This window comes from Imperialibacter sp. EC-SDR9 (assembly GCF_902498805.1).
GTDB lineage: Bacteria > Bacteroidota > Bacteroidia > Cytophagales > Cyclobacteriaceae > Imperialibacter.
This window is the reverse complement of record NZ_LR701574.1, coordinates 92,644-116,763: the sequence shown is the minus strand read 5'-3', so window position 1 is coordinate 116,763 and position 24,120 is coordinate 92,644. Positions and strand designations below refer to the sequence as shown.

Below are 24,120 nucleotides of genomic sequence, written 5' to 3'. Positions count from 1 at the left end.
TGGAAAGTGCGAAGGAAACCGTCAGCCGCCCGAAAGGTTGGAAGTTGGAAGACCGAAGACGGAAGACGGAAGACCGAAGACGGAAGTCGGAAGTCGGAATATTAGGCGTCGGTACGGCAGCGATGGAAAGTGCGAAGGAAACCGTCAGCCGCCGGGTCGGGTAGCAAAAGCCCGGGAAAGAAGGAAGTAACCAATAACTATTAACATTTAACGAATAACCCCAAAAGCGTGAAAAAGATAGTCTCTATGGCCGTGTCCTACCCGATCACCATCCTCATGATGGTGATGGCGGTCATCCTTCTTGGATCCATTTCCTTCGATAAGCTGGGGATAGAGCTGTTCCCTGACCTGAAGAACCCCACCCTCTTTGTGGAGCTCAAAGCGGGCATCCGCCCGCCGTCAGAGATCGAAAAACAATTCGTGGAAAACATCGAATCCATCGCCATCCGCCAGAGTGGTGCGGTGGAAGTGAGCTCCATCAGCCAGACAGGCTACGGCAGAGTAACTGTGCACTACGACTGGGGCAAAGACATGGACGAGGCTTTCCTCGACCTGCAGAAGTCGCTGTCGAGCTATTCGCTGAACGACGACATCGACGAATTTGCCATTTCCCAGTTCGACCCCAACGCCACACCGGTCATGATCCTGGGCATCTACAACCCTGCCTCCAACGACTTTGATGCGCTCCGCAGAGTAGCCGAAACCAATTTCCGTAATGAATTGATCCGCCTGCCGGGCATTGCCGAAGTGCGCCTTTCCGGAGAGCAGGAAAAAGAAATTGTGCTCGAAACAGACCCTCATCAGCTGGCTTCTTTTGGGCTTACAGTGAATGACCTTGTAGCCAAAATCCAAAGCTATAACCGCAACGTTTCCGGTGGCTTTATTGAAGAGCTGGGCAGAAAATACATCATCAAAGGCCTGGGCATTATAGAGCAACCCGAAGACCTGGAAAATCTTGTGGTGGGCTACACGACCGCAGGAACTTCCACACCGGCAGCCAGCACAACACCCGTAACAACTACTTCAACTGAAGCACCACAAACACCTAGTAATCAGTCAGTAAACAGTAATCAAATTCCAGTACTGCTTCGGGAAGTCGCCACCCTCAAAATCATGGACAAAGAAGCCGGCAGCATCGTGCGGGTGAACCAGCGCAGAAGCCTGGGCATGTCCATTTATAAGGAAACAAGGTACAACACGGTGAACGCTGTGAACGAGCTGACCGGGGTGCTGGAAGACCTCAAGACGTCCGTCCCTGGCTATGAGTTTGTGATCATCCAGAACCAGGGAAGATTCATACAGGGAGCCATCGACGAAGTAAAAGAATCGGGCTTGTACGGTGCCCTGTTTGCCATGCTGGTGCTTTTCGTATTCCTCCGCCGGATCGGCTCCACGCTGGTCATCAGCATTGCCATTCCTATCTCCATCATTGCCACTTTTAACCTGATGTATTTCAATGGGCTTACCCTGAATGTGATGACGCTGGGTGGCTTGGCCCTCGGTGCGGGCATGCTGGTCGACAATGCCATTGTGGTGGTGGAAGCCATCTTCCGCAAACGGGAAGAAGGGTTCAGTGTCATAGACGCCGCCATTGCTGGTACCGCCGAGGTAAGCGGAGCCATTACCGCCTCTACCCTCACCACCATCATCGTGTTCTTGCCCATCGTTTACTTGCAAGGCCCGTCCGGTGAGCTGTTCCGTGACCAGGCATGGACGGTGGCTTTTTCTCTGCTTTCTTCGCTGGCTGTGGCCATCCTGGTGATTCCCACCCTGTTTGCCAGGGTTTTCAAAAATGACAAGACCGTGCTGGAAGTGCAACCCCTGAAGTTTACCCGCTACCGCAGCTTCCTCGATGGCGTCCTTAAATACCGTGTCGCCTTCATCATCGCCTCCCTTGTGCTGATGGTGGGGTCGTTTCAGCTAGTATCAGTCATTGGCAGCGAATACATGCCGCAGTCGGGCACACGGGCCATCTCGGTAGACCTCAAGCTGGCCAACGGCACCGCACTGGCCCGCACGTCATCAACGGTCGGACAGATCGAGGCCCAGCTGTTCCAGCTTTTTGAGGGCCAGCTTGACAAAGTGTATGCGCACATTGGGCCGGAGCAAAGTCAGTCGGGCATCGAAAACGAGAATGTGTACGAAGAAAACACCGCCAACCTGAAGCTGATCTTCAATGAAAGTACGGAGCTGGCCATTGCGGCCATCACCGACAGGTTGTCCACCTATTTCGAAAGTATACCTGGACTGGAAGCCACCTTTTCCAACGATGAAAGCGCTTTGAACGCCGTGCTTGGCGATGAGCAAATGCCTTTGGCTGTAGAAATCAGTGGCACCGACTTCAAAACCCTCGGTTCGTTGTCAGACTCCGTGATAGCAGTGATGACCCGGAACCCCGACATCTACGAACCCATGTCGAACCTCGAGCAGGGCGTGCCGCAGATCCAGGTGGATGTCGACAAGTACAGGGCTGGCCTCTTTAAGCTGTCCATTGAAGACGTGGTCACCCAAATCAAAGACCAGCTGGAAGGCAAGCATGCCGGCACCATTGAGCGGAGCGGTGAAATGCAGGACATTGAGATCAAAGTCCCTGAGGTATCACTGGCCGACCTCGACAATATGCGGATCAAAAACGGGGAGCAGGAAATTCCATTAGGTGAGATTTCCCGCATCACCACAGAGTTTGCCACCAACTCCATTTACCGCAAAAACCAAAACCGGGTGGTGCTCATCAGCGCCAGGGTGAACCAGGAAAAGCCTTACGACAAAGTGGTGAAGTCGTTGGAGGATGGCCTTTCAGGATTGGCAGTGCCACCGCAGTACAAAATCAAAGTAGCTGGTCAGGAGCTGAAGCGCAAAGAATCGATGCAGAACCTCACTTTCTCTCTCATCCTGTCCATTGTGCTGGTGTACATGGTGCTGGCCTCCCAGTTTGAATCGCTGCTTCACCCCTTCACCATTTTGCTCACCATTCCGCTGGCCGGTGTTGGGGCACTCCTCTCCTTCTTTATCCTGGGGATGCCCCTGAACATGATGGCTTTTATCGGCATCATTATGCTGGCGGGTATTGCCGTGAACGATGCGATCATCCTGGTCGACAGTATCAATAAAAACAAGCGGGATGGCATGCCCATTCGGGACGCTATTCTCGATGCAGGCCAGCGACGGTTCCGGCCCATTATCATGACCAGCCTCACCACTATCCTGGCCCTCCTGCCTTTAACCTTCGGGTTTGGAGAGAGCGCCGCCCTCAGGGCACCTATGGCAGTGGCCGTCATCGGTGGATTGGTAACGTCCACTGTGCTCACGCTGATTGTAATCCCGTGCTTTTATGAAAGCATTGAAAATATGGTCGAACGATTGGCCAATGTAAAACGCCGCCTTACCAAAGCCTCTCATGCCTAACAACGGACTTTTACATACCATCATCAAGCGAAAAGTACTGGTATCGATGCTCTTCATCGGGTTTTCGGTGATGGGCTATATCTCGTACAACAAGCTGCCGGTGGAGCTGTTCCCTAATGTGGAGCTGCCCATACTTATCGTGCAGGTGAGTTCAGCCTCGGAGGTAGACCCCAAATACATGGAAAGCCAGGCCATCATTCCGCTGGAAGGCGTGATTGGCACGCTGGAAGGCATTGACGAAATCAGCGCCACAGCCGATAGTCGCCAGGGAATGATCTTTATCTCCTTTGTGCAGGGCACCAATACCAAATACGCCTACCTCAAGCTGGAGCAAAAGGTAGCCAGCATTAAAGCCAGTCTCACGCCGGAGTTTGTGGTCAACATCATCAAGGTGGATACCGACCAGTTCTCGAACGCCTTTATGGACGTGCAGGTGCTGGGCAGCGGTGGTGTGGACAGGGTGCGGAACGTCACCGACCAGTACATCACCGATCGCCTCAATGAGATCGACGGCGTGGGTGGCGTGGAAGTGTTTGGGGGCAGACAAAAGACCGTGGAGATCATCATGGACAACGCTGTGTGCGAAGCCCATGGCATCACGCCCAATACCATCAGCGGCGTACTGTCGCAAAACTCCAACAAGAGCGCCTTTGTGGGGCAGGTAGAACTCAACGGCCAGCAGGTGTTTGTAAACGTAACGGCCGAGCTCAAAGACATCAAAAACATCGAAAGCCTGGTGGTATCCGACAAAGGGCCTTTGCTGCTCAGCGATGTAGCCCAGGTCTTCTTTGGTGTAAAAGAGCAAACCACCCTCAGCCGGGTCAATGGCAAGGACGCTGTGTCCATCCGCCTCTCCAAAGACCGGCAGGCCAACCTGATTGCCCTGTCCGACAAGACACTGGCCGCTATCGATGAGCTCAACGAAGAGCTGGAGCCCATGGATGTGCAGATAGTGGTGCAGAACAACCAGGCCGAGGCGATGAGCAAAAACATCGACCAGATCCAGCAACTGGCTATCACGGGCGGACTGCTGGCCATCTTCGTGCTGTGGGTGTTCCTGCGCAGGCTCAAGTTCATCCTCAGCATTGCCCTGGCCATTCCCATTTCGGTGTACACGGCCTTCAACTTCTTCTACGCCTACGATATTTCCATCAACAGTCTCACGCTGATTGGCATGGCCCTGGCCATCGGCATGCTGCTCGACAACAGCGTGGTAGTGATTGAAAACATCTACCGCCACGTGGTGAACAAAAAGCCAGCGGAAGAAGCGGTAGTGACAGGCACCAAAGAAGTGATGCGGTCGGTCATAGCGGCTACGCTCACCACCGTCACGGTGTTCCTGCCCTTTATTTTCTCTACCAACTTCCTGGCGACCACCATTGGCACGCAAATAGGCGTGTCCATCATTTCCACCCTGCTGGTATCGCTGGTGGTGGCGCTGGTGCTCATTCCCATGCTGGCCCATGCCGCCATCGACAAGACCGACGAATCAAAGGCTCCATTAATTAAGAACGCCTCCATCCGTCAGCGCACCATACAAATGTACATGGTCATCCTGAAGTCGTGCTTCAGAAGGCCCGCCTTCACCATCATTGGCGGCATTGTGCTGTTCTTCATCACCATTGGCCTCAGCCTGCTGATCAGCGTGGCCAGCCTCAATGAAGTGGAAACCGAGAACATGAACATGTTCGTGACCATGCCTCAGGGTGCCACGCTGGCTTCTACCGATTTGCTCACCCAAAAGGTCGAAGAAAAGGTGATGGCCATTCCGGTGGTGGACAAGCTCATCAGCCAGGTGTCGGAAGGCAGTTCCGTGCTGACCGTGCAGGTAGTGGAAGGCTTCAATAAGCTGGACACCATCTCTGCTGCCGACCTGAGAAACAGGCTCAGTGCCATAGCCAAAGACTTCGAAGACCTCGACATCTCCCTCGATGCGCCACCTGCTTCCGCAGGCCAGGACGGTGGTGGCTTCTCCCCTTCCGACGACTTTGAGCGCATGCTGGGCATTGGCAGCGCTTCCGAGCAGGTCATCATCAAGGGAAGCGACTTTGAGGCTATGCAATCCATTGCCAACGACATCAACACCTTCGTTGCAGGGCTGCAGTCGGTGGAGCGCAGCACGGTGAATGTGAGCCCCGAGCGGCCTGAAGCCCATATTTTGTTCGACCAGCGCCGCATGAGTGCCAACAGCATCACCCAGCAGGATGTGTCGACCGGTCTCAACGACTTCCAGCCCTCCTTTGCCTCCGGCTCCAACTTTGTGAGCGGCGACGAAGAGTTTGAAATCACCATCCGCACGCAGGACCAGGTGGAACTGGCGGCCAAAGACATGAACGACCTGCGGGAAATGGACGTCACCAATGCGGCAGGCGCTACGCATACCCTGTCAGACATTGGCTCGGTGATTTACTCGGCGGGTGAAAGCCGGATTAGGCGCCTGAACCAGGAGAAACGCATTGAGATCACCTACAGCTTTATCGACGAAGTGGTGGCCTCCGAGTCGCTGCTGGAAGCCTCCCGCCTGGAAATCGACCAGATTGTGGCCGGCATCAATATCCCCTCCGGCATTGTGGTGGACGTGGTGCACGACGAAGGGCTGTTCGACGAGTTTTACTTCCTCATTGCTGCTGCCATCGTCATCATCTTCATGATCCTGGCCGCTGTGTTTGAATCGCTCTATCTGCCCGTGGTGATCATGTTCTCCATTCCGCTGGCTGCCATTGGGGCCTTTATCGGGCTCACCTTTACTGGTAACTCCCTGCTCAACGCCAATACCCTCATCGGCTTCCTCATCCTGCTGGGCGTGGTGGTGAACAACGGCATTATCCTCATCGACTATTCGCATTTGCTCCGCCGCCAGGGCTACAACAAGTACAGGGCTCTGATCATGAGTGGCATTTCCCGCATCAGGCCCATCCTTATCACGTCCATCACCACCATTGTGGCCATGCTGCCATTGGCCCTGGGTGAAGCGGAATATGTGGTCAGCATTGGGCAGCCCTTTGCCATCACCGTGATGGGCGGCCTGGCCTTTGCCACCATCCTCACGCTGATTTACATCCCTACCATGAGTGCCGGCTTTGAAAGTGTGCTCGACTGGTTCCGTGGACTCAAGCCGGTGATAAAATTCACACAGATCGGGCTGATGACCTTGATTGCCGTCCTCATATTTACCCAAATAGAAGGCTTCCTCTGGCAGTCCATCTGGTTCCTATCTGCCCTGATCCTTGTGCCGGGCGGTACCCATTTTATCATGACCTCTTTGCGCCAGGCCAATGCCAAAATGGTAAGCAAGGACGAGAAAATGCATATTGAGATCCAAAACCTCACCAAGGTGTATGGCAGGCCCGGCCGCTGGCTGCGGGAATGGAAAGGCAACAAGCGCCTGTTTGACGAGCGGGGCGAAGAAATCATCACAGGCAAGAGCATTCTGCAAAACCTGATCTGGCAAATGGCGCTGATGGGCTTCCTCGTCTATTTTATCTACTTCTTCCTCGACAAAGCCTTCTGGCAGCTGGTATTTATGATCGGCCTGCATGCCCTGCTCCTTTCCATCTTCCACGACGTGGAGCAATGGGCCGACGACAAGCGACCACGGCTGTTCAGCTTCCTGAGCGGACTCCTCTACTGGGTCTTTCCTATCGTCAGTGCCGTGTACCTCTATGCCGATATCCAGGTAAAGGGCTTAGGCATTGTGCTGATTCTGCTTTGGTTCATTGGCCTGTTCCTGATGCGCATGGCCAATAAGCTGGCTAAGAAAATAGTAGACCCGCAGCAGATTACCGGTCGCTTCAAGAGCCTCCGGCGCTTATACTGGCAGCTGATCCTGGCTATTCCGTTTGTGAAGCCCAAAAAGTCACAGTTCAAAGCGCTGAAGGGCGTGAGCCTCACCATTGAGCAGGGCATGTTTGGCTTGCTGGGCCCCAATGGTGCCGGCAAAACCACCCTCATGCGGATATTGTGCGGCATCATGGACCAGAGCTATGGCAAAATCTGGATCAACGGCCACGACACCACCCTGAAGCGGGAAGAACTCCAGGGCCTTATCGGCTACCTGCCCCAGGCCTTTGGCACGTATGAGAACATGACGCCCTACCAGTTCCTCGACTACCAGGCCATCCTGCGGAAGATCAGCAACAAAAAGGAAAGAGAAGACAGGGTGCAATACGTGCTCAAAGCCGTGCACATGGACGAGCACCAGCACAAAAAGATTGGCTCCTTTTCCGGCGGTATGAAGCAGCGCATTGGCATTGCCCAGATTTTGCTCCACCTGCCCAAAATACTGGTGGTAGATGAGCCGACAGCCGGTTTGGATCCTCTGGAGCGCATCCGCTTCCGCAACCTGCTGGTGGAGCTCAGCCGGGAGCGCATTGTGGTGTTTTCCACCCACATCATTGAGGACATTGCCAGCAGCTGTAACCACCTGGCCGTGCTTATCTCCGGCAATATCGAGTACAACGGTAGCCCTACCTCCATGGCTGAGCTGGCCAAAGGCAAGGTATGGGAGTTCCACCTCTCGCCTGAGCAGTTTGAAGAAGAAAAAGGCCACTACGTGATTGTGCACCATATGCGGGAGGGCGACAAGATCAGGGTGAAATGCCTGGCGGGTGAGCAGCCCCGGGCCGATGCCACGCCGGTGCGGGCCAACCTCGAAGATGCCTACCTGTGGTTAATGAAAAGTAAAAACAACAAGAAGAATGAAGAGCTACCTGTTTCTGCTGTATAGACTGATCACCTACAATATCAAGGTGATCTTCGCCAACAAGTTTGTCTACTTTGTGGTGGCGGCCTTCCTGTTTTTTGGGTTTATCGTGCTCATTGCCATCTTCGACGACCCCAACTTCAACGAGGCCGTGATTTACGGCTTCCTGGTGTTCCCCGGCCTGCTGCTCATCTTCTACCCCATGGCCTACGGCATTCAAAACGACGACGACTCCAAAATGCTGGAGACCATCTTTGGCATCCCCAACTACCGCTACAAGGTATGGCTGGTGCGCTTTGTGATCACTGCCGGCGTGGCAGCAGCTATTCTGGTGGTGCTGGCAGCGCTGGCCAACTTCACCCTGCTCCGCTTCGACATACTACCAATGCTGGGCCAGGTCATGTTCCCCATTGTGTTCCTTTCGTCGGTGGCCTTTGTGGTGTCTACCCTCATCCGCAATGGTAACGGCACCGCCATCGTGATTGTGATCATTGCTTTTATGTTCTTTGTGTTTGCCAACCCGCTGCAAAGCAGCCCCTACAACGTGTTCCTCAACCCCTTCAGCGAACCCCGTGACATGAGCGAGTTCATCTGGCTCACCATCATCTTCCGCAACCGCCTCTACCTGCTGGTAGCCACCAGCCTGTGCCTGCTGTATGGGATGTATAATTTGCAGTACAGGGAGAGGTTTATTTGACTGATGTTGGCATCATCTTCATCGATTACTACAAAGTCGCCGTTATGTATTGAGGCGGAATATATGTCCAAGACCTACACGAAAATACTACTGAGCTAGTGGTGGGCTTTTGGTTAATTTGAACTCGGGGAAATTTTCCCTATACAATGCATAGATTAATTCTTCCAGTTTTTCTCCGAAGGCTTCAAATCCCTCAATATCATCAGCGTAGGGATGGTGACGTAGATGTGTAAAATCAAACGGTATTTTATCGATCTCTTGAGTAATCAAAATTGCTGGTTTCCCAATTGTATGAACCAACCCTAATTCGTACATAACATTTGGATTGCGACCTGTCACGTCTGCTATTATAAAAGCACTTTGATTGATTTTCGCCCAAATGTCTTCTATCACTATTGGCCCTGTTAGGTTGTCAGCTCTAAGGCATTGAAGGCCGAAAGATTCAACCATTGGCTTAATCAATTTTCTATACACTCTATTTGACCAGCCTTGCGTGAATGGCATCAATACGAAACACAATGAAAGATCGATGTGCTCTATTTTCGATTGAAAAATTGGACTAAAATTAATGGAGGTTTTTTGAGATTCATTATTTGGCTGATTGCCAAAACTGGAATCACCACGAAAAATTCTATCGAACGTTTTTAGGTTTTGTGTTGGTTTCGGGAAATGGCCATTGCCCGCAGTCTCTTCCCTCTTTTCGTTTTGGAAGTAGTTATGTATCAGCTTTTCGATGCCGTCGAAGGATATATATTGATCGAAAATCCTATTATCGTCATCATGATTGAAACTAACTGACCGATAACCGCCAGTATTTATCGAGCCAGAGGACCCTGTCCAGAAGCTCCCAAATCGGTTTATCGAATCCAAGATCACTTGGATTTCAAAAGGTTCTAGCTTTGTACTACTTATAATTTCGGAAATTTGGAATTCGGTATGTGTGGGATCGGAAATTACAGCCTCTCTAATATATCGGATAACGTTATTTGCTTTATCAAGAATCTTCGCCTCTGGATCAACCACATTTATTCCGAGTAAAGTAAGTCTTTCTCCTTTATAATCAACTAAGTGCCTATTGATATTTTGTGGGTTAAAATCCAACGGGACTTTTTTCAATAAATTTACTCTAAGAACCTTATAATCAGGTGTTAATGATCCTTTATAGAGCTTATAAAGCTCGTTCAGCCACAGTCTCTGGCTTTTGTCCAATTCAAAGTTTGGAAGCTTTGTGTTTGTATCCATGCTAAATCCAACTTGTCGGTATTAAATATGCATCGTGGTCATTCCCACGCCATCTCTTGAGCATTTTTATATTGTCAAAATCGGACCAAGCGTACTCTCCCACGTGTTCAATTACGATGATCTGTAGATCAGAATTATTTCTCTTTATGGCCTCGGAGATTGCTTGGAATATACGTTTTACACGAACGACATCTTCCTCTCTTTCGACCTGTTCTCGGTCTGTCTTCGCAAATGACCTATCCGGAAAATATACCTGACTTGGTTGGTCAAATATTAAAAACGAGGGTACTGGAGATCGGCCCTGTCTTTGTTTTAGGAGGTACTGATGGATACCAACGAGTGTAGAGATGTGATAAGCCATATAATTGGCGCCACTCCCGATTTCATAAAGAGCATTTTCTCTACCATCTTTGGAAATGAAGCTAAGGGTAAGGTTATCTTCGTCAAACTTTATAGCATCTTGATAGTACTCTGCCTGAAAAATGGAAGCATAGAATTTAATATTGTCGGATATAAGCCTTCTTGCCCTATCTAGCCGTTTTTTGACTTGACTCTCGTTTGAGGATTCTTCTATTTCAAGTATTCGCTCCTCCAACCTTTCAATTCTGATAGTTATTTCAGAATTGTCGTTAAATGCCTCATAGTTCTTAATTTCGGCTTGTAGATTTCCGGCGAACCGATAGATGCTGTACAAATTTTGTAAACTATTGTTAGTTGTTTCGTCTTTGCTTCTTAAGCCCTCTACTTCTCGTCTAAGTAAATTTATCGAGTTTTCGGCTGCACTGATCTCTCTTCTCAGCCTTTCAGCTTCATTGGAAAGAGTTATGTAGTTATCGTTTATAGTAGCGCCTCTGGCAATGACGTTTTGATTGGCGTCCACAAGTCTAGCGATACGGTCTTTGACAATAAGATTTTCCGACCCACAAAATGGACAGTTATCGGTCTGTGACAAATGTTCATTAAACCAACCCACTGATTTCATCCTCCCGAGTTGGCTTATTACACTGTTCTTATAAGCCAAATTCGACTCTTCCAGCTTCCTAACCAATTCATATCGATGTTTTAGTTGGTATAATTCATGAGAAAGCTCGATTTCTTGTTTTTCTAGTTGTGTAACTCGATTGGAAACTCGGTTAGATATTCCTTCCTTGATAACGGGTATTTTTTCATCAAAACCAATTTCAACTTGTTTGAGATAATTGATGTATACTTCCGACATCCAATCATCTTCTGGAAAAGGTGCATTTAATAGCCCGAACTCGATAGCCTTGACGTAGTTTGACTTCAATTCAGCTAGCCATTGAGTAACGATTTTCCTCCTTTTTTCTAATTCACTTTTTAGACTTCGAAGCTGTCTATTTAGATCTTTTAGTTCCTCCTTTTCCTTTAGGTAGCTGTCTGTAACAGCGCCAAGGACATATGGGAATATGGTTCGTAGCTTCTCTCTATGAACAAAGCTATCGGTCTTATAGAATAGAGTTGATTGGTTTGCGACGATGTGTTGAGGCTGAAAATTAAATGATACTAGATCTCTAAAACTTGCCCGTGAGTTAAATCCAGTTGATTCACTTTCTTCGTCAAATCCTAGATTAGTCAATCCAGCAATGCTATCAAGTCTAGCTTTGACCTGTTGCGTGTTTACATTGCTATCAAAAGTATAAGGTATGTCAACTTGCGATGATTCTCGCATGTACATTTCATTTGATACAGTTTGATTGCCAGGCTCTTTTCGAGCAAGAAGTAGCTTTTTACCTTCTGATAGTTCAACTATGACACCGAACCAAGCTGTTTTGTCCCGGATGACGTTTGTTGGTATTCTACAGACACCAGAACCAAGGCAATAGTCAATAATAGAAATAATAGCGGACTTTCCTCTTGAGCTCCCGCCAGTAATCACATTTACCCTAAATAGATCAAACTCAATATTAACGAGGTTGTTATCCTTGTTCTTTGGCCATAGAATGACATTTTTGATTTTGAAGTGCATTAGAAAACAACGTTGAAGTGAATCATTATTTCGCTGATATCAAGCTGCCCGAACCATGCTCCGATCCGTCTTGAGGCTTGAATAATTTGATCATATTCTTTTCCATAGCTCAATTCTATATTCAGAGGCGTCTTTCGCTTTGGGATGATCAATGAGTCACGTTCGTCATATTGAACTAAATCAACCGCACTTGCCAAATATAAAGATTTTAAAGTCAGCCCAACCAATCCCTCCATCCTGTCTTGCAGGCCGGAGTATAGATCTCTAGTATCAGAAATTGTCCTCAAAAGGCTGCCCTCTCTAAAGTTTCTATTACAAATTTCGCCCCGTGCCCTAGCGTTAAATACTATGGGCAGAACAGGTAGCGCAAGAATCACTGGCGAATATTCATGCGTTTCACTGTATTCGTTATAAAATCGGGAATACTCCCAAATAGCATGGGCACCTAAAGCCTCATTTTGTACCGTTTCGAAACTGTTCATTTTAAGGCTTCAATTTGGGCCAGTAGTTCGCTCCAGTTTGGATGCCATCCGATTTCTAGTCGGTTGGCTAGAAAGTGATATGCGCCTTCGTGAGTATAGGTCTGTTGCGGCTCTTGCCCATTCAGTTTTCCTTTATACGATATAGTACTATAGTAAATGTCATAACCGACATCTTCGAGTCGATCCTTACCGGAACCTAATCTCTTTTTTGGTTTGAAGACCGAAAACCATTTTTGCTTCAAATCATCATAGTAATTCTGGAATGCGGAGGGCAAAATTTCTCCCTCAACCGCAAAGCGACTTTTTTCAGCCTCAGCTCTCAAGAAATTATTGATCGCATTCAATATCTCCTGATCCTCTCCCTCAATTAGTCTCAATTGCTCAACAAACAAGCTTTGCCTTTCGCTTTCAATTGCGGCGTCCGAAATAGGTATTGATTCGACCGTTTTTTCGATAAAACTCTTGTTGTGATATAAAACGATCAGTCTGTTAGTCTCATTGACTATACTATCTCTTTCAATAACAAAATCCTCCCCCAATCGCCACTTAGTCATAATCTGTTCAGTTACAAATCCAATCAATGCTCTAAACACTGCTTCAATTGGTACATTCTTACCGATCGAAAGGTTTAAGCGAAGAAACTCTTTAAGTTGTTTTGTATTAGCAGTTTCGGTTTGGTCGTGAATCTCAACTTTTTTAAGCAAGGATTCTAAATCTTTTCGTGGACAAAGGAGAACAGTGTCGGTAAACTCCTTAATACTAGTCGATGGACTGTTTGCGATATCTAATAACTCGTCAACACATGTTTCAAAAATTATGGGATCAGATTTGCTGTCTACGATTCTCTTTATCAATCGACTAGATGACATCGATTTGCTCGAAACTAAAGAATAATAGTCCTTTGAATGATCATACTCAGAATCCATTACTTGCGAGACCCAGATGCTCAATGATTTCCAGAGATCTACGCTTCTATTTGAGTAGGGAATCTTATCCGAAAGAGAATGTTTAGCCTGTTCTAGAATCTTTTTTGGATTAGATGAACCGGAAAATTGAGCAACTACATCATCTTCAGTTTCCAATGCTACCAATCTAACATCCGATTTACTTACCCAATATAAGACCCTCTCTATTTGATAGAGATAACCAGCAAACGAGCCTGCGGCAGAATGCTCACTCATAGCAGTAATATTTTATTACAATTTATTCTTTAATTCATTAAGGGACAACAATATGACATTGTTGAGTTTTATGAGGTGCAACAAAAACTTGCAACATATACTATTAAAGCCTTCATACTTTTAGAAAGAAACACATTAGTAAATTCGCTGTGAACACATTCGTCTGGCGGTCAAAGCTTGCAAAAATTGTCCTCGTGGGCAATAATGAGGAAGTTAAATCTACTTTGCTGCGCCATGTTGGGCACCTGCTATCACCAAATGACTGCCAAATCGAACTAGTGTTGGTTGAACTTATATTCTATTGATCCAATGTCGCTGCACAGCCTCCCCCCTGGTGTCTATATCAAAAAGAAATGCGCTGCCAGACATATTAGTCTGCTCATGTGGAGCCGGGTAATAACGCTCGATCTCTGGTCTGCTTGCCAGGTTACCTTGAAGTTTGTTGGGGTTTGAGTCAAACCCTGGAGCTTCGGAGAGCAGTGTCAAATCTTACTATTGTCCTCCAAATTAAGTCACAAAAAAAAGGCCCGAAGGCCTTTTTCATCATCTTAACCGGCAGTGAAACTGCTCACTTCCGGGGCTTTTTACGTCGGGTCTTTAAAAGTTGGCGTTGAGTTTTGGTTTTCCGGCCAACTTTTCCGGAAAGTTGGCCATCATTTTTCAACTCTTCACCAACTTTTTCAGGCCCCAAATCAGGGAGTGCTACCGTTGTTGGGTTCGGCTGGCATGGTGCCGTTGTTGATCCGCTTAAAGTCAGCTGCTTGAAGCGTTCTCATAAAGATTTTACCCGGCTTGAACCTTACGGTGGTTGCCAGGATATTACTCTTTTTGAACTCTTCGGGGGTGGCGGCTCCTTGTGATTTTACACTGGTGTAAAAGGTACCCAAGTCCCCCAGCCTGACAATCTTGCCATCGGCAAGCATTTTGGGAATCATGGTAAGCAAAGCTTCTACCACAGCCATGCTGTCGGTAGGTGTTACAGTAGATCTTTCAGCGATTTCCTGCGAAATACCCCGCTGGTTAACTTCTCCTGTGGCGTTCACTACGGCATAGAACTTTGCCGGTGCACTCTGGTCAATGGGATTCTTCCTTCCCACAATGTTAATTGCAATGCTCATAAGTATTTTGTTTAGTTAAAAAATTATTACTTACTGTAATTCAGAATTTTACATTAAAAAAACAAACTATTTGTTTAATTATTTTTACGTAACAACATACTATTTAAGTGCTTAATATTGGATAAATACAAAAGCCATTTGAAAGTTCTCATTGAAGAAGTATCAATTTGTCTTTGAAAAGTTCTATTTCCGGTGTTTTCAGAAAAAATGTGGGGTTTTGGGACTTAAGGGGTGGTTGTGGTGGTTTTTTGGGAGGTTGCCAGGCATGTTGGCTGGCACTGTGAACAAAGAGCCTTGTCGCTTCGAAGATTAAAGGGGTTACACTTGCAGGGTGGTGAGAGTAACCCCTTTAATTATAGCATTTGGCTCCGTGAGGGTGCTGCGGGCGGGGGAAGCTTATGGCGCTAAACAGCAAAGCACCCTAAAACCGCCGTCATTTCGTAGCGAAGCGGTGCCGACGTGGAACGGAATCCCCAAGACCTGGCAGTGCGGTTATCCGGCCTTCTGCCATTACCCGGGGGATCCCGTTCCGGCGTCGGGTTCCACGCCGGCTCGCTCGTTCCTCGCAATCGGGATGACGTTGTTGTGGGGGCAGTTGCTGGATGTGGGAATAGCACCTGATTACTAATTGCCTGTCAGCTGTGCCACGAAAAACCTGCGCTGGCTGGGCTCCCAAACTTTTGTAGTCTGGGCAGCGCTGGCCAGCTGGCACCATGAAAAAGACCTTTATCGCTCCGGTCATTAAAGGGGTTACACTTGCAGAGTGGCGAGAGTAACCCCTTTAATCAAACCATTTGGCTTCGGGAGGGTGCTGCGGGCGGGGGAAGCTTATGGCGCTAAACAGCAAAGCATCCCAAAAGCACCGTCATCGTAGCGAAGCGGGATGACGTTGTTGTGGGCACAGTTGCTGGGCGCAATCGTGGAGAAATTTGGAAAGTTATCTACGAGATTGAACTCTTTTTGGTCACGATTCTATCATCTTGGTAAGAAAAAAGGAATAGCCTACCTGGGCTTGGTTAAACCCTGTTCTCCAGAAGCCATTTTCCCAAAAATATCGATACCTGAAAAATATTTTCCCGTTGATTTCACCTGCAGGATTCCACTGAGCATTTAACTCAATTCTGTAATAGGTGCTTTCGCTTAATGGCGCTGTTCTACGATCACTATTTTCGAAATCCTCATATTTCCCAACCTGCTGAAATCGGTCATCTCGCAAGTACATACTATTTAAGGACCAGTTAAAATCAAATTGAAAATCTTCAACTGTTTGTAAGTGCCAATTTGCACGAATCCACATCGCTCTGAATGTATCAACTCCAAATTCGTCAACTTTACCAGACATCTTTGGAGTGCCTTGATCCGCCACCCTTGTGGAGTCCAGAATATCGACTCGACCATAACGGAAACCGTGATCGAACGAAAAAGTGGATTTAACGTCAGGTATATCCCATAGAAACGAATTGAAATCAAACCCGACAGAAAGGTTTTCATGACTTCTTAAGTCTAAAGTAGAAACATATTTAACAGGCTCGTAGCCACCATTTATGAAGTCATCTCTGTATCGAAGCTGCAAAGTCTTATTATCGGCTTCTATTTTAGAGATTGTAAGGTTAGGCGTTACCTGAGAGAATAAACCGAAATTTACTATGGTCCAATTAAATATTCTCCGTGGGAACCTACCAGTCATAATATTGAGCTGCTTAGATATTTCAGTTTGAAGAATGCCATTTTCGCTTCCTTTCTGAAACCCAACAAAGTCCGAATACACACGAGCTTCAAATAGTCTTGACCTCTCTGTTTTATGGAGCGTTAAAGTAGATATCTTTTGTTTATCGAACGTAACTATGTGTACTGAATTTCGAGGGCTATAGTCTCTTCGACCCACTTGATGCTCTTGGATATAATTGTTTATAAACTGATTCGTTCTTAGTTGAAAACGATCACTTTCTCCTTTGGCGTTCTGAAACAGGTTCGAATATGCCTGCAGGTTCCAGTTTTCATTATGCATGATGTTTTGAAAATCCGATTTCCTGGAAAACCCAAAAGGATAGGAATTATCAAATTTAAGTCGTCTACCAATTAAATTATGTATTGACTCAACTTGGCCGGTGACACGAATATTTTCTATGAATCCATCTTTAAACTCTAGCTGGATGGAATCAATCAAAAATTTATGCGTAAACTTTAATTGTTCCTGTTGTTTGAGGTTGGCTATGTGTCGCTCAAGTTTTTGTTCAATCTCTTTTTTTTCCTTTTCGAATGGAGCTAATTGTTGCCGCTGCTCACTAAGTTGTGAATTGTTATGTTTTAAATCATCTGACAACACTTTTAAAATAGAGTCTGCCACCTCAATTGAATCGTAAAGGGCATCAACTCCACGCATGGAATTAAAAACATCGTCTAAGGCTTTCTCTTTATTTTTAAGAATCAGAATCTCATTGCTGATTTCTTTAAACCGATCGTCAAGCATCGTTTGAAGAAGATTTTTCGTATCTGGCCCATAAATGCCATCTGCTACTAGTTTGCTACTTAGACTTTGCACTTGTGCTACTAGGGTTTTTATTTCATTGTCATAAATTCCATCAATTGGCGCCGTTTCGTCGTACAATTTGAGAACTCGTAGAACATTTTGAAGTTGTTTGACCCTGGATAAATATAGTGCCGTTGTATCAAGGTTAATTAACGGTTCTTTCGCCTCTGGTAATGTCACTAACAACATCCCCTCAAGCTCAATAAGGCTACTCTTTACCTGTCTTTGTTCATCAATTAATTGACCTACATTGCTATTCGAGTATATGTCACTCTTCAGCATTATTTCCATACGCCTCCTATCCTGAAGCACCTTATTTCTGAGTTTACTCTCTTGAGCTAAAAGCTCACTTTTCTCAACACTTAATAAGGTAATAGTAGATTTTATATTTTTGATGGCATCATCAAGTGTTTGCTTTTTAGAGTTTAAGCTATCAACTAATAATGCTTCCTTTTGAATCGAAGACTCTACAGAACGTGTCAGCAATTCCTTTTTGAAATTCACAATTAATTCTACTGCCTTGCTCCGGCTCACACTTCCCTTCCAGCTTGGCAGATTATCAGGGTCTTCTGTGTTAATCTGATATCTTGGCCAAAAAATAAACAAATGCTTGACGCCTATATTTGTGCTTTTTTTTAATAGAAGTCGAGCATCACGTCTGTAATTCTTCTGATCCTGACTAGTGAATTGTCTTGTGATATATACCTCACTATTTAGCACCAAATCACCGGCTTTTGGGTTATCACCAATGTTAATTGCTTTTGATGCTGCTATAAACATGAAAAACAACTTCCTGGCTTCTGCTTCCTTATCTAGCTTTGAAAGGGCGTTACCATTTTCTAGCTTGTTATAAGTAGCAATAAAACTGCTAGCGAAAGTCTCTGGAGTAATTGTTTCCAAAACAAAAACTTCTTCGGCATCTCTTACGGTTACGCTAAATTTATATTTCAACTCCTGATCAAACTTAAACCCAGTGATCTTATAACTCGCACTATCAAAAAAATTGAAGGTAGGAAGTTCAACGGGCGTTTGTGTTAACCCACTATGAGAGGCAGCAACCAAGAGTGAAATGGCAAATAATATCTTTTTCATTGCTCTATGTTTAGCTTAATAAATAGTGAGTCCATATTGTGCAGTAGTAAAATTGTGTCCTTTTCGACACCTGGTAGCGACGTCTCACCCGATAGACGATAATCATTGCCACTTTTTCTATGAAGAATTACATTGGCTATGCCACTGGAAACTATAAACCCATTCAATGAGTCAAAGTCATTTTCAAAGCCTTCGAGAGAAAAAAAAGCTTTGTTCTGGTAATTGATAAGCCCGTTCATGATTCCGTAATAGCTTCCAGAATCAGTCTTTAACAAGTATTCTCCAGTATAAAGATTGCCAGCACTAGAGTCGCTCACGGCGAGAACTTCTACAGATATCCGTTCTTTTTGAAACAGATTGAAGGGAATTTTATCAAGAAAAATTGAGTCTGAAAGCTGCTGTGAGGAGATCTTGTATTCTCGATACACATTTCTAATCATTAATTTACCCTCAGTACTTTGGTAGCTCAATACAAAATTTAGATTGGAGATATCAGCAGAGCTGTGATTAGTGATGATGAGGTATTTTTTTTCGATTCCGTTTCTTTTGTTTAGGTAAAAATCGAATGCTCCTACCGGGGTGAGAAAGATTTGAAAGGAAGAAGTCTTCTTGTCCGGGTCATACTTGTTTTCAAATGGCTCAACGCAGCCTTCGATACCTAACAGACAAAAGAAAAAAATAAGGGATTTAATAGAGCGGAACGAGTACTTCTTATACTCGAATCCCCTGGATAAAAAAATTGTGGCCATAGTGCGATGCATAAAAATTATACCGAAATATCACTATATATATTCTACTATGAAATACCTATTTATAAGTATATGACATATATTTAGTATACTATGTATCTTTTAATAGAATTTAACATCACCACACATACACGTAATTACACGTCCATTTAATACCCTTTCAATGAACTATTCCGCAGCAAGCTGACAGGGTTCATTCCTTCAAAATATTTTCAAGTGCTTCCTCAAGCAGAGGGTATTGAAACTCGAATCCAAACTGGCGCCAGCGTCCGCTGGTGGCGGGATCAAAAAGAAGTGACCCGTTCGGCATGTTTGGCTGCCCATATAGCCCTTGTCGCTCTGGTCATTAAAGGGGTTACACTTGCAGAGTGGTGAGAGTAAGACCTTTAATTATAGCATTTGGCTCCGGAAGGGTGCTGCTACTTCCCTACTCTTACTTCATTGGTAAAGAGGTAATCGCCATTTGTTCGGACATGCAGGGCGTAGGTGCCACGAGCGTGGAAAGTGTGGGTGAATTAAGTCATCTTTTTAGGGCGCTATACCAAAACAAAGTGATTGCGAGGCCAGTCTACTGAAACAGAAACTGTTCGATAAGTTTTAAGCGCTAAAATGTCTATTTTGCACTACTTTTTCGTTAAATACCTGTCGTAATGGAAAAAATGACGGTAGCAAAATATATAGCTTTTATCATTCTAATAGTTGGCTTGTTGGCCTGCGACAAAGAAGAGTCTGTCGGCTCCGAATGCGACCATCTTTTTTCCTCGCTTACCGTGAAGCAAGACACACTACTGACAATCAGCTTTGGTGACAGTGTGCAACTAACCCAGATCTCCGATGTTTACCTCAAATTCGACAAGATCTCTGACAATTGTTCTTTAGACACCTGTGGCTACTGTGATTCGGAGTCTACAGTCCATTTGTCTCTTGTCACTACAGCATGCAGCGTCGACATCCCCTACTTTAGCTTTTATAAATGCGAGGAAAAGCACCCCTTGATTTCTTCCTCCCACCCTGTTTGCAATTTGCCAGACATGGACTATTCATTGGCTCACAATGAATTTGAAGTGTATGGCCAACTTATATTCACTATCGTGGATGTGAATATTTATGCCAGGGATTATAAGGAGCTAGTCAAGTACAATACGGAATGGCTGGAGGATTACACGATTACTGTGAGTGTGAAAAACAGGTGTGGTTAGTATTATCATTCCCCAGCTGGCTCCGGGCCGAGGTCATGAATCAAGACCTCACAGAATTGTTTTATCAAATTATTTCGGTGACCCGAGCTACCTTTGTCTGAGAAATCTGTGGCCAATTCTGATGGTTCCGAATAGAACCATCAACAAACTTCTGGTACACTGCACCTATTTTTTTGAAGTTTTTGCTGGTAAGATGCAATTCATCTACCCAATCTTTTTGGTTTGGTGCAACTCCCCGGCAATCAATGTGGTAGACATTTTGAAACTCTTTGGCAACGCTTTTGAACATTTGGTTGACTTCAAAAATCATAGAAACCAATATAGCCCGATGCTTGTCTTCTGGTATACCTTTAATTGACAGTGGCCTTTTCAGCCACCGTCCACTATTCACCAGTCTCTGCTCAATAAAATGGCCCAAATTGAACAAATTTGTTGACTTCCATCTCGGAAATGGCGCATCATAACCATGGGTCAGGATCAGCATTTCATTGTATTTGCCGGAATTTATGATGCTCTGAAAAATGGACAGATACATCACCATTAGCGTGTTGATGAAGGCATAGAACTCTTTTCGAATAAATGGTTGGGCTTCTATAATGTAGCGTCGTTCGGTGTCACTGAGATCAGTCAACGCCATAAGTTGATCTATTGATGTGTACTTGAAGGGTTGCGGCCGCCTGTCTACCATTGTTGCTAGTCTATTCCCGCCAACAAGGTCATTTCCTCCACCACTTACAAGAAAAATATCCGGATCATGCACGGGTAACTCGCTTACATAATCCTCCTGATAAATAATATTTGTAATCCAATCGCCTCCATAGGCTATGCTATATATAGCATTGGTGTCATAATTGTTCAGAGAATCGATTATGTCGTCAATCAATAGAGGGAATTGAAACCAGGAGTCTCCTTCAGCAAGGATCACTTTCCCTTTGGGATCTTTCCTGAGTCCACCTTTTATTCTTCGATAGTATTCCTTGATCCTTTTATCGGTGCTTTTTTTGTTTTGTTTGCCCAGGAAGCCCTTCGTTGCGTCCGACAGCTCTAACAAAATTCGATCATTGATATCATACACCCGCAGGATCATTTCCCTGATATGAAGCATTTTTTTCTTATCCTTAAGGATATGGTCACGCAGCTGGCGTGCATCAACTAGGGAAAAGCTAACCGGGTTATCAAGTGCTTTTGACTTAAGTGTTTCGAGGTCGCTCATTTTGAATGTATCTAATAAGAGAGATGGTTTACTAAGGTACAACTCACTAATAGTCAATACAATACTAACTTTTCAGTATTTAACAAGCCTTACACACACCCAACTGCCCCCCTGGCGCTAGTGTCCGCCGGTGTCGGGATCAAAAAGAAGTCACCCGTTCTGGAAGCTGGCACCATGAAAAAGACCTTTATCGCTCCGGTCATTAAAGGGGTTACACTTGCAGAGTGGCTAGAGTAACCCCTTTAATTACATTCGGCTCTGAAACGGTGTTATTACTTCCCTGCCCGCACCGGTGGTAAAGTCGAACCAACACCGCTCTTTCCTTTGAACATTGACACGCACAAGCAAGTTAAATGATACGAAGAGGCATGCAAGGCTGAGGTAATCACGGTAACTTTATGCCATAAGGCCCTATGATATGGACTATCGAAAATTGAAAATGATCGAGTGTGATGGCTTCATGATTGCTGCCACCGCCGAAACCAACATGCAGGGCGACTCCCACCCTATTTACTACCCTGCCAATGTGCTGGTGTTTGTTGAGCAAGGCAGGCTGGACTTGAAAATCGAAAATCACACCTATACAATCCGTGCCGGAGAGTTTGCGCTCATTCGCAAACATACCAAGGGCGTGTTTGTGAAATCATGGCAAGAAAGTGAAGCCTGCTTTCGGGAACATATTTTTTTACTTTACGACAGCTTTATCAGGGAGGCCATCCGAGAGTTTGAGGTGCCTAAAGACTATTTACCCTATGCCCTACCGCTGATTCAGCTAAAGCAATCGCCGGTACTCACCGGACTTATGAAATCCATAGAAGTGTATATCACCGGCCAGGCGCCTGTTAATCGCCAGCTCATCAGGATCAAAACCATGGAGGCCCTTTATGCACTGTCTCACCAAAGACCGGATTTGATTCACGTGTTCAACGATTTTTCAACCAGCCAGCGGGCCGACCTTGTCGAGTTCATGAACTATAATTATCCCAGAAATCTCACACTCAGGCAGTTTGCAGAGCTCTCAGGCAGAAGTCTGTCCACTTTTAACCGGGATTTCCGCATGGCGATCAACCAAACACCCAGGCAATGGATCAGGGAGCAAAGGCTGGAGCTGGCCCGCCAGCTGATGATTCAAAACAAGCTTTCGGCCAGCGATGTGTTCATGGAGGTGGGATTTGAAGATCTTTCCCACTTCAGCCGATCGTTCAAAGCTTATTTTGGATTGAACCCTTCCGAACTGAATGCCAGGGCATCACGCTAGTTTCTGGGTGTTGACATAAACAGGCAAGTAAAAAGATATTTTTAAGCAAACAAAGGCGGTAGATAAAACGGAAATTGACAAATGAAAAGTAACTCATTGTTTTAACCAGCTACCACGAGCCATTGCTACCAAACCATTACACATGAAAAAAGCCTTCATCATCCCCATACTGATCACTTTCGTCGTTTCGGTGGGATGGGTCAATCGTCACCACAGCACCAATGAGCCCTGGGTCGCCTCTACTGAACAGGAGAGCCAGAAAATAGCATCTACAGAGGAGAGCCTGATTGCTTTCAATACGATGATGGATGTGGTTACTCATCAGCGGTGTATGAATTGCCATCCATCGGACAATGTACCCAAGCAGGGACTTGACAGCCATGCCCATAATTTTGGTATTACCCGGGCAAACGCTGGCAATGCTACCAATTGCAATACCTGTCATCAAAAGGAAAACAATGCCTATTCTGGCGTACCCGGTGCTCCGGAATGGGGCCTGGCTCCCCATAAAATGCGATGGGAAGGCCTTTCCCGCATTGAGATTGCACAATCAATGATGAATCGGGCTAACAATGGCAACCGTACGCCTGACGACATCATGCATCACCTTACAGAACACGAATTGGTGCTGTGGGCATGGGAGCCCGGCGTGGATGCAGCGGGCAATCCCCGGGAGAAACCCCCCGTGCCCAAAGCCGACTACATTGCTGCGGTAAAGAAATGGATATCGCTGGGTGCTGTAATACCAGAAAGCGAATAGGGCACACTCAACTAACTAACAATCATGAAGCTATCACTCAATATCAATAATAGGCCCGGCACCGTCGATGTAGATGGGGACATGCCCCTGTTGTGGGTCATCCGGGACGTACTGGATTTGAAAGGAACAAAATTTGGCTGCGGCAAAGCAGCCTGTGGGGCTTGCACAATCCTGGTCGACGGCGATGCGGTGCGGTCATGTTCCTATCCCGCAAAAATGGCAGAGGGTAAACAAATCACCACCATCGAAGGCCTGGGCACGTCCGAAAGCCCTCATCCTGTGCAACAAGCCTGGATCGAAGAAATAGTGCCTCAGTGTGGCTACTGTCAGCCCGGATTTATGATGGCCACTGCTGCTTTGCTCAACAAGCACCCGAACCCCAGCGATGACGATATCGACCAGAACATTGTGAACGTTTGCCGCTGCGGCACCTATTACCGTATGCGGAAAGCGATCAAAAAAGCGGCGCAAATTCAAGCTGGTTCCACTATCCAATCATAAGACT

General features: G+C 46.2%; 17 protein-coding genes. 8 read left to right on the top strand and 9 right to left on the bottom strand.

Annotated features, from left to right (window positions below; all coding sequences use genetic code 11):
* Positions 1-228: 228 nt before the first annotated feature.
* From GC130_RS01910 to GC130_RS01900, 3 genes are read left to right on the top strand one after another with little or no spacing between them, the layout of a single operon-like run.
* Positions 229-3,405, top strand: a complete 3,177-nt coding sequence (locus tag GC130_RS01910) for an efflux RND transporter permease subunit (protein WP_151996563.1) — start codon at positions 229-231, stop codon at positions 3,403-3,405.
* A complete protein-coding gene (locus GC130_RS01905) occupies positions 3,398-8,131 on the top strand; it encodes an efflux RND transporter permease subunit (protein WP_151996562.1) in 4,734 nt (1,577 codons plus the stop codon). The genes GC130_RS01910 and GC130_RS01905 overlap by 8 nt, the downstream gene beginning before the upstream one ends.
* Complete coding sequence (locus tag GC130_RS01900) at positions 8,103-8,804, top strand: hypothetical protein (RefSeq protein ID WP_151996561.1); 702 nt, start codon at positions 8,103-8,105, stop codon at positions 8,802-8,804. The genes GC130_RS01905 and GC130_RS01900 overlap by 29 nt, the downstream gene beginning before the upstream one ends.
* Before the next feature lie 87 nt (positions 8,805-8,891).
* Here GC130_RS01900 and GC130_RS01895 read toward each other — a convergent pair whose 3' ends face one another.
* From GC130_RS01895 to GC130_RS01860, 8 genes are all read right to left on the bottom strand, one after another.
* Positions 8,892-10,046: a hypothetical protein gene (locus tag GC130_RS01895; protein ID WP_151996560.1), complete on the bottom strand. Its 1,155-nt coding sequence runs from the start codon at positions 10,044-10,046 to the stop codon at positions 8,892-8,894.
* A 1-nt stretch (position 10,047) separates the two neighbouring features.
* A complete protein-coding gene (locus GC130_RS01890) occupies positions 10,048-12,033 on the bottom strand; it encodes a DUF3732 domain-containing protein (RefSeq protein ID WP_151996559.1) in 1,986 nt (661 codons plus the stop codon).
* Positions 12,033-12,515: a three component ABC system middle component gene (locus GC130_RS01885; protein WP_151996558.1), complete on the bottom strand. Its 483-nt coding sequence runs from the start codon at positions 12,513-12,515 to the stop codon at positions 12,033-12,035. The genes GC130_RS01890 and GC130_RS01885 overlap by 1 nt, the downstream gene beginning before the upstream one ends.
* Positions 12,512-13,696, bottom strand: a complete 1,185-nt coding sequence (locus tag GC130_RS01880) for an ABC-three component system protein (protein WP_151996557.1) — start codon at positions 13,694-13,696, stop codon at positions 12,512-12,514. The genes GC130_RS01885 and GC130_RS01880 overlap by 4 nt, the downstream gene beginning before the upstream one ends.
* A gap of 692 nt (positions 13,697-14,388) precedes the next feature.
* On the bottom strand, positions 14,389-14,814 hold the full coding sequence (locus GC130_RS01875) for an HU family DNA-binding protein (protein ID WP_151996556.1): 426 nt from the start codon (positions 14,812-14,814) through the stop codon (positions 14,389-14,391).
* A 964-nt stretch (positions 14,815-15,778) separates the two neighbouring features.
* Entirely contained in the window at positions 15,779-18,436 is a 2,658-nt protein-coding gene (locus GC130_RS01870; RefSeq protein ID WP_151996555.1) for a peptidoglycan-binding protein, read from the bottom strand.
* Positions 18,433-19,185 (bottom strand): hypothetical protein, encoded by a 753-nt coding sequence (locus tag GC130_RS01865; RefSeq protein WP_151996554.1) that lies wholly within the window; start codon positions 19,183-19,185, stop codon positions 18,433-18,435. Before GC130_RS01865 ends, GC130_RS01870 begins: the two co-directional genes overlap by 4 nt.
* 193 nt (positions 19,186-19,378) lie before the next feature.
* Positions 19,379-19,495: a DUF1731 domain-containing protein gene (locus GC130_RS01860; protein ID WP_151996553.1), complete on the bottom strand. Its 117-nt coding sequence runs from the start codon at positions 19,493-19,495 to the stop codon at positions 19,379-19,381.
* A 61-nt stretch (positions 19,496-19,556) separates the two neighbouring features.
* On the opposite strand from GC130_RS01860, the gene GC130_RS01855 reads away from it, so the two are divergent.
* On the top strand, positions 19,557-19,760 hold the full coding sequence (locus GC130_RS01855; protein ID WP_151996552.1) for a hypothetical protein: 204 nt from the start codon (positions 19,557-19,559) through the stop codon (positions 19,758-19,760).
* A gap of 84 nt (positions 19,761-19,844) precedes the next feature.
* Positions 19,845-20,384: a hypothetical protein gene (locus GC130_RS01850; protein ID WP_226940362.1), complete on the top strand. Its 540-nt coding sequence runs from the start codon at positions 19,845-19,847 to the stop codon at positions 20,382-20,384.
* 64 nt (positions 20,385-20,448) lie between these two features.
* Here GC130_RS01850 and GC130_RS01845 read toward each other — a convergent pair whose 3' ends face one another.
* A complete protein-coding gene (locus GC130_RS01845) occupies positions 20,449-21,597 on the bottom strand; it encodes a hypothetical protein (RefSeq protein ID WP_151996550.1) in 1,149 nt (382 codons plus the stop codon).
* A gap of 418 nt (positions 21,598-22,015) precedes the next feature.
* Between GC130_RS01845 and GC130_RS01840 the strand changes: the two genes are divergently transcribed.
* The 3 genes from GC130_RS01840 to GC130_RS01830 all read left to right on the top strand — a co-directional run bounded on the left by GC130_RS01840 (position 22,016) and on the right by GC130_RS01830 (position 24,116).
* Complete coding sequence (locus tag GC130_RS01840) at positions 22,016-22,855, top strand: helix-turn-helix domain-containing protein (protein WP_151996549.1); 840 nt, start codon at positions 22,016-22,018, stop codon at positions 22,853-22,855.
* Positions 22,856-22,997: 142 nt separating this feature from the next.
* The gene (locus GC130_RS01835; protein WP_151996548.1) at positions 22,998-23,615 is read left to right on the top strand and encodes a hypothetical protein; all 618 of its coding nucleotides are present in this window, start codon (positions 22,998-23,000) and stop codon (positions 23,613-23,615) included.
* Positions 23,616-23,639: 24 nt separating this feature from the next.
* Complete coding sequence (locus GC130_RS01830) at positions 23,640-24,116, top strand: (2Fe-2S)-binding protein (protein ID WP_151996547.1); 477 nt, start codon at positions 23,640-23,642, stop codon at positions 24,114-24,116.
* Positions 24,117-24,120 lie beyond the last annotated feature (4 nt).

Excerpts from the sequence above, each read along its gene's own strand:
- GC130_RS01890 (WP_151996559.1), bottom strand. The coding sequence starts at position 12,033 with ATGCACTTCAAAATCAAAAATGTCATTCTATGGCCAAAGAACAAGGAT.
- GC130_RS01860 (WP_151996553.1), bottom strand. The coding sequence starts at position 19,495 with ATGCCGAACGGGTCACTTCTTTTTGATCCCGCCACCAGCGGACGCTGG.
- GC130_RS01880 (WP_151996557.1), bottom strand. The coding sequence starts at position 13,696 with ATGAGTGAGCATTCTGCCGCAGGCTCGTTTGCTGGTTATCTCTATCAA.
- GC130_RS01895 (WP_151996560.1), bottom strand. The coding sequence starts at position 10,046 with ATGGATACAAACACAAAGCTTCCAAACTTTGAATTGGACAAAAGCCAG.
- GC130_RS01840 (WP_151996549.1), top strand. The coding sequence starts at position 22,016 with ATGGACTATCGAAAATTGAAAATGATCGAGTGTGATGGCTTCATGATT.
- GC130_RS01865 (WP_151996554.1), bottom strand. The coding sequence starts at position 19,185 with ATGGCCACAATTTTTTTATCCAGGGGATTCGAGTATAAGAAGTACTCG.
- GC130_RS01845 (WP_151996550.1), bottom strand. The coding sequence starts at position 21,597 with ATGAGCGACCTCGAAACACTTAAGTCAAAAGCACTTGATAACCCGGTT.
- GC130_RS01870 (WP_151996555.1), bottom strand. The coding sequence starts at position 18,436 with ATGAAAAAGATATTATTTGCCATTTCACTCTTGGTTGCTGCCTCTCAT.
- GC130_RS01875 (WP_151996556.1), bottom strand. The coding sequence starts at position 14,814 with ATGAGCATTGCAATTAACATTGTGGGAAGGAAGAATCCCATTGACCAG.
- GC130_RS01830 (WP_151996547.1), top strand. The coding sequence starts at position 23,640 with ATGAAGCTATCACTCAATATCAATAATAGGCCCGGCACCGTCGATGTA.
- GC130_RS01900 (WP_151996561.1), top strand. The coding sequence starts at position 8,103 with ATGAAGAGCTACCTGTTTCTGCTGTATAGACTGATCACCTACAATATC.
- GC130_RS01885 (WP_151996558.1), bottom strand. The coding sequence starts at position 12,515 with ATGAACAGTTTCGAAACGGTACAAAATGAGGCTTTAGGTGCCCATGCT.
- GC130_RS01905 (WP_151996562.1), top strand. The coding sequence starts at position 3,398 with ATGCCTAACAACGGACTTTTACATACCATCATCAAGCGAAAAGTACTG.
- GC130_RS01850 (WP_226940362.1), top strand. The coding sequence starts at position 19,845 with ATGACGGTAGCAAAATATATAGCTTTTATCATTCTAATAGTTGGCTTG.
- GC130_RS01835 (WP_151996548.1), top strand. The coding sequence starts at position 22,998 with ATGAAAAAAGCCTTCATCATCCCCATACTGATCACTTTCGTCGTTTCG.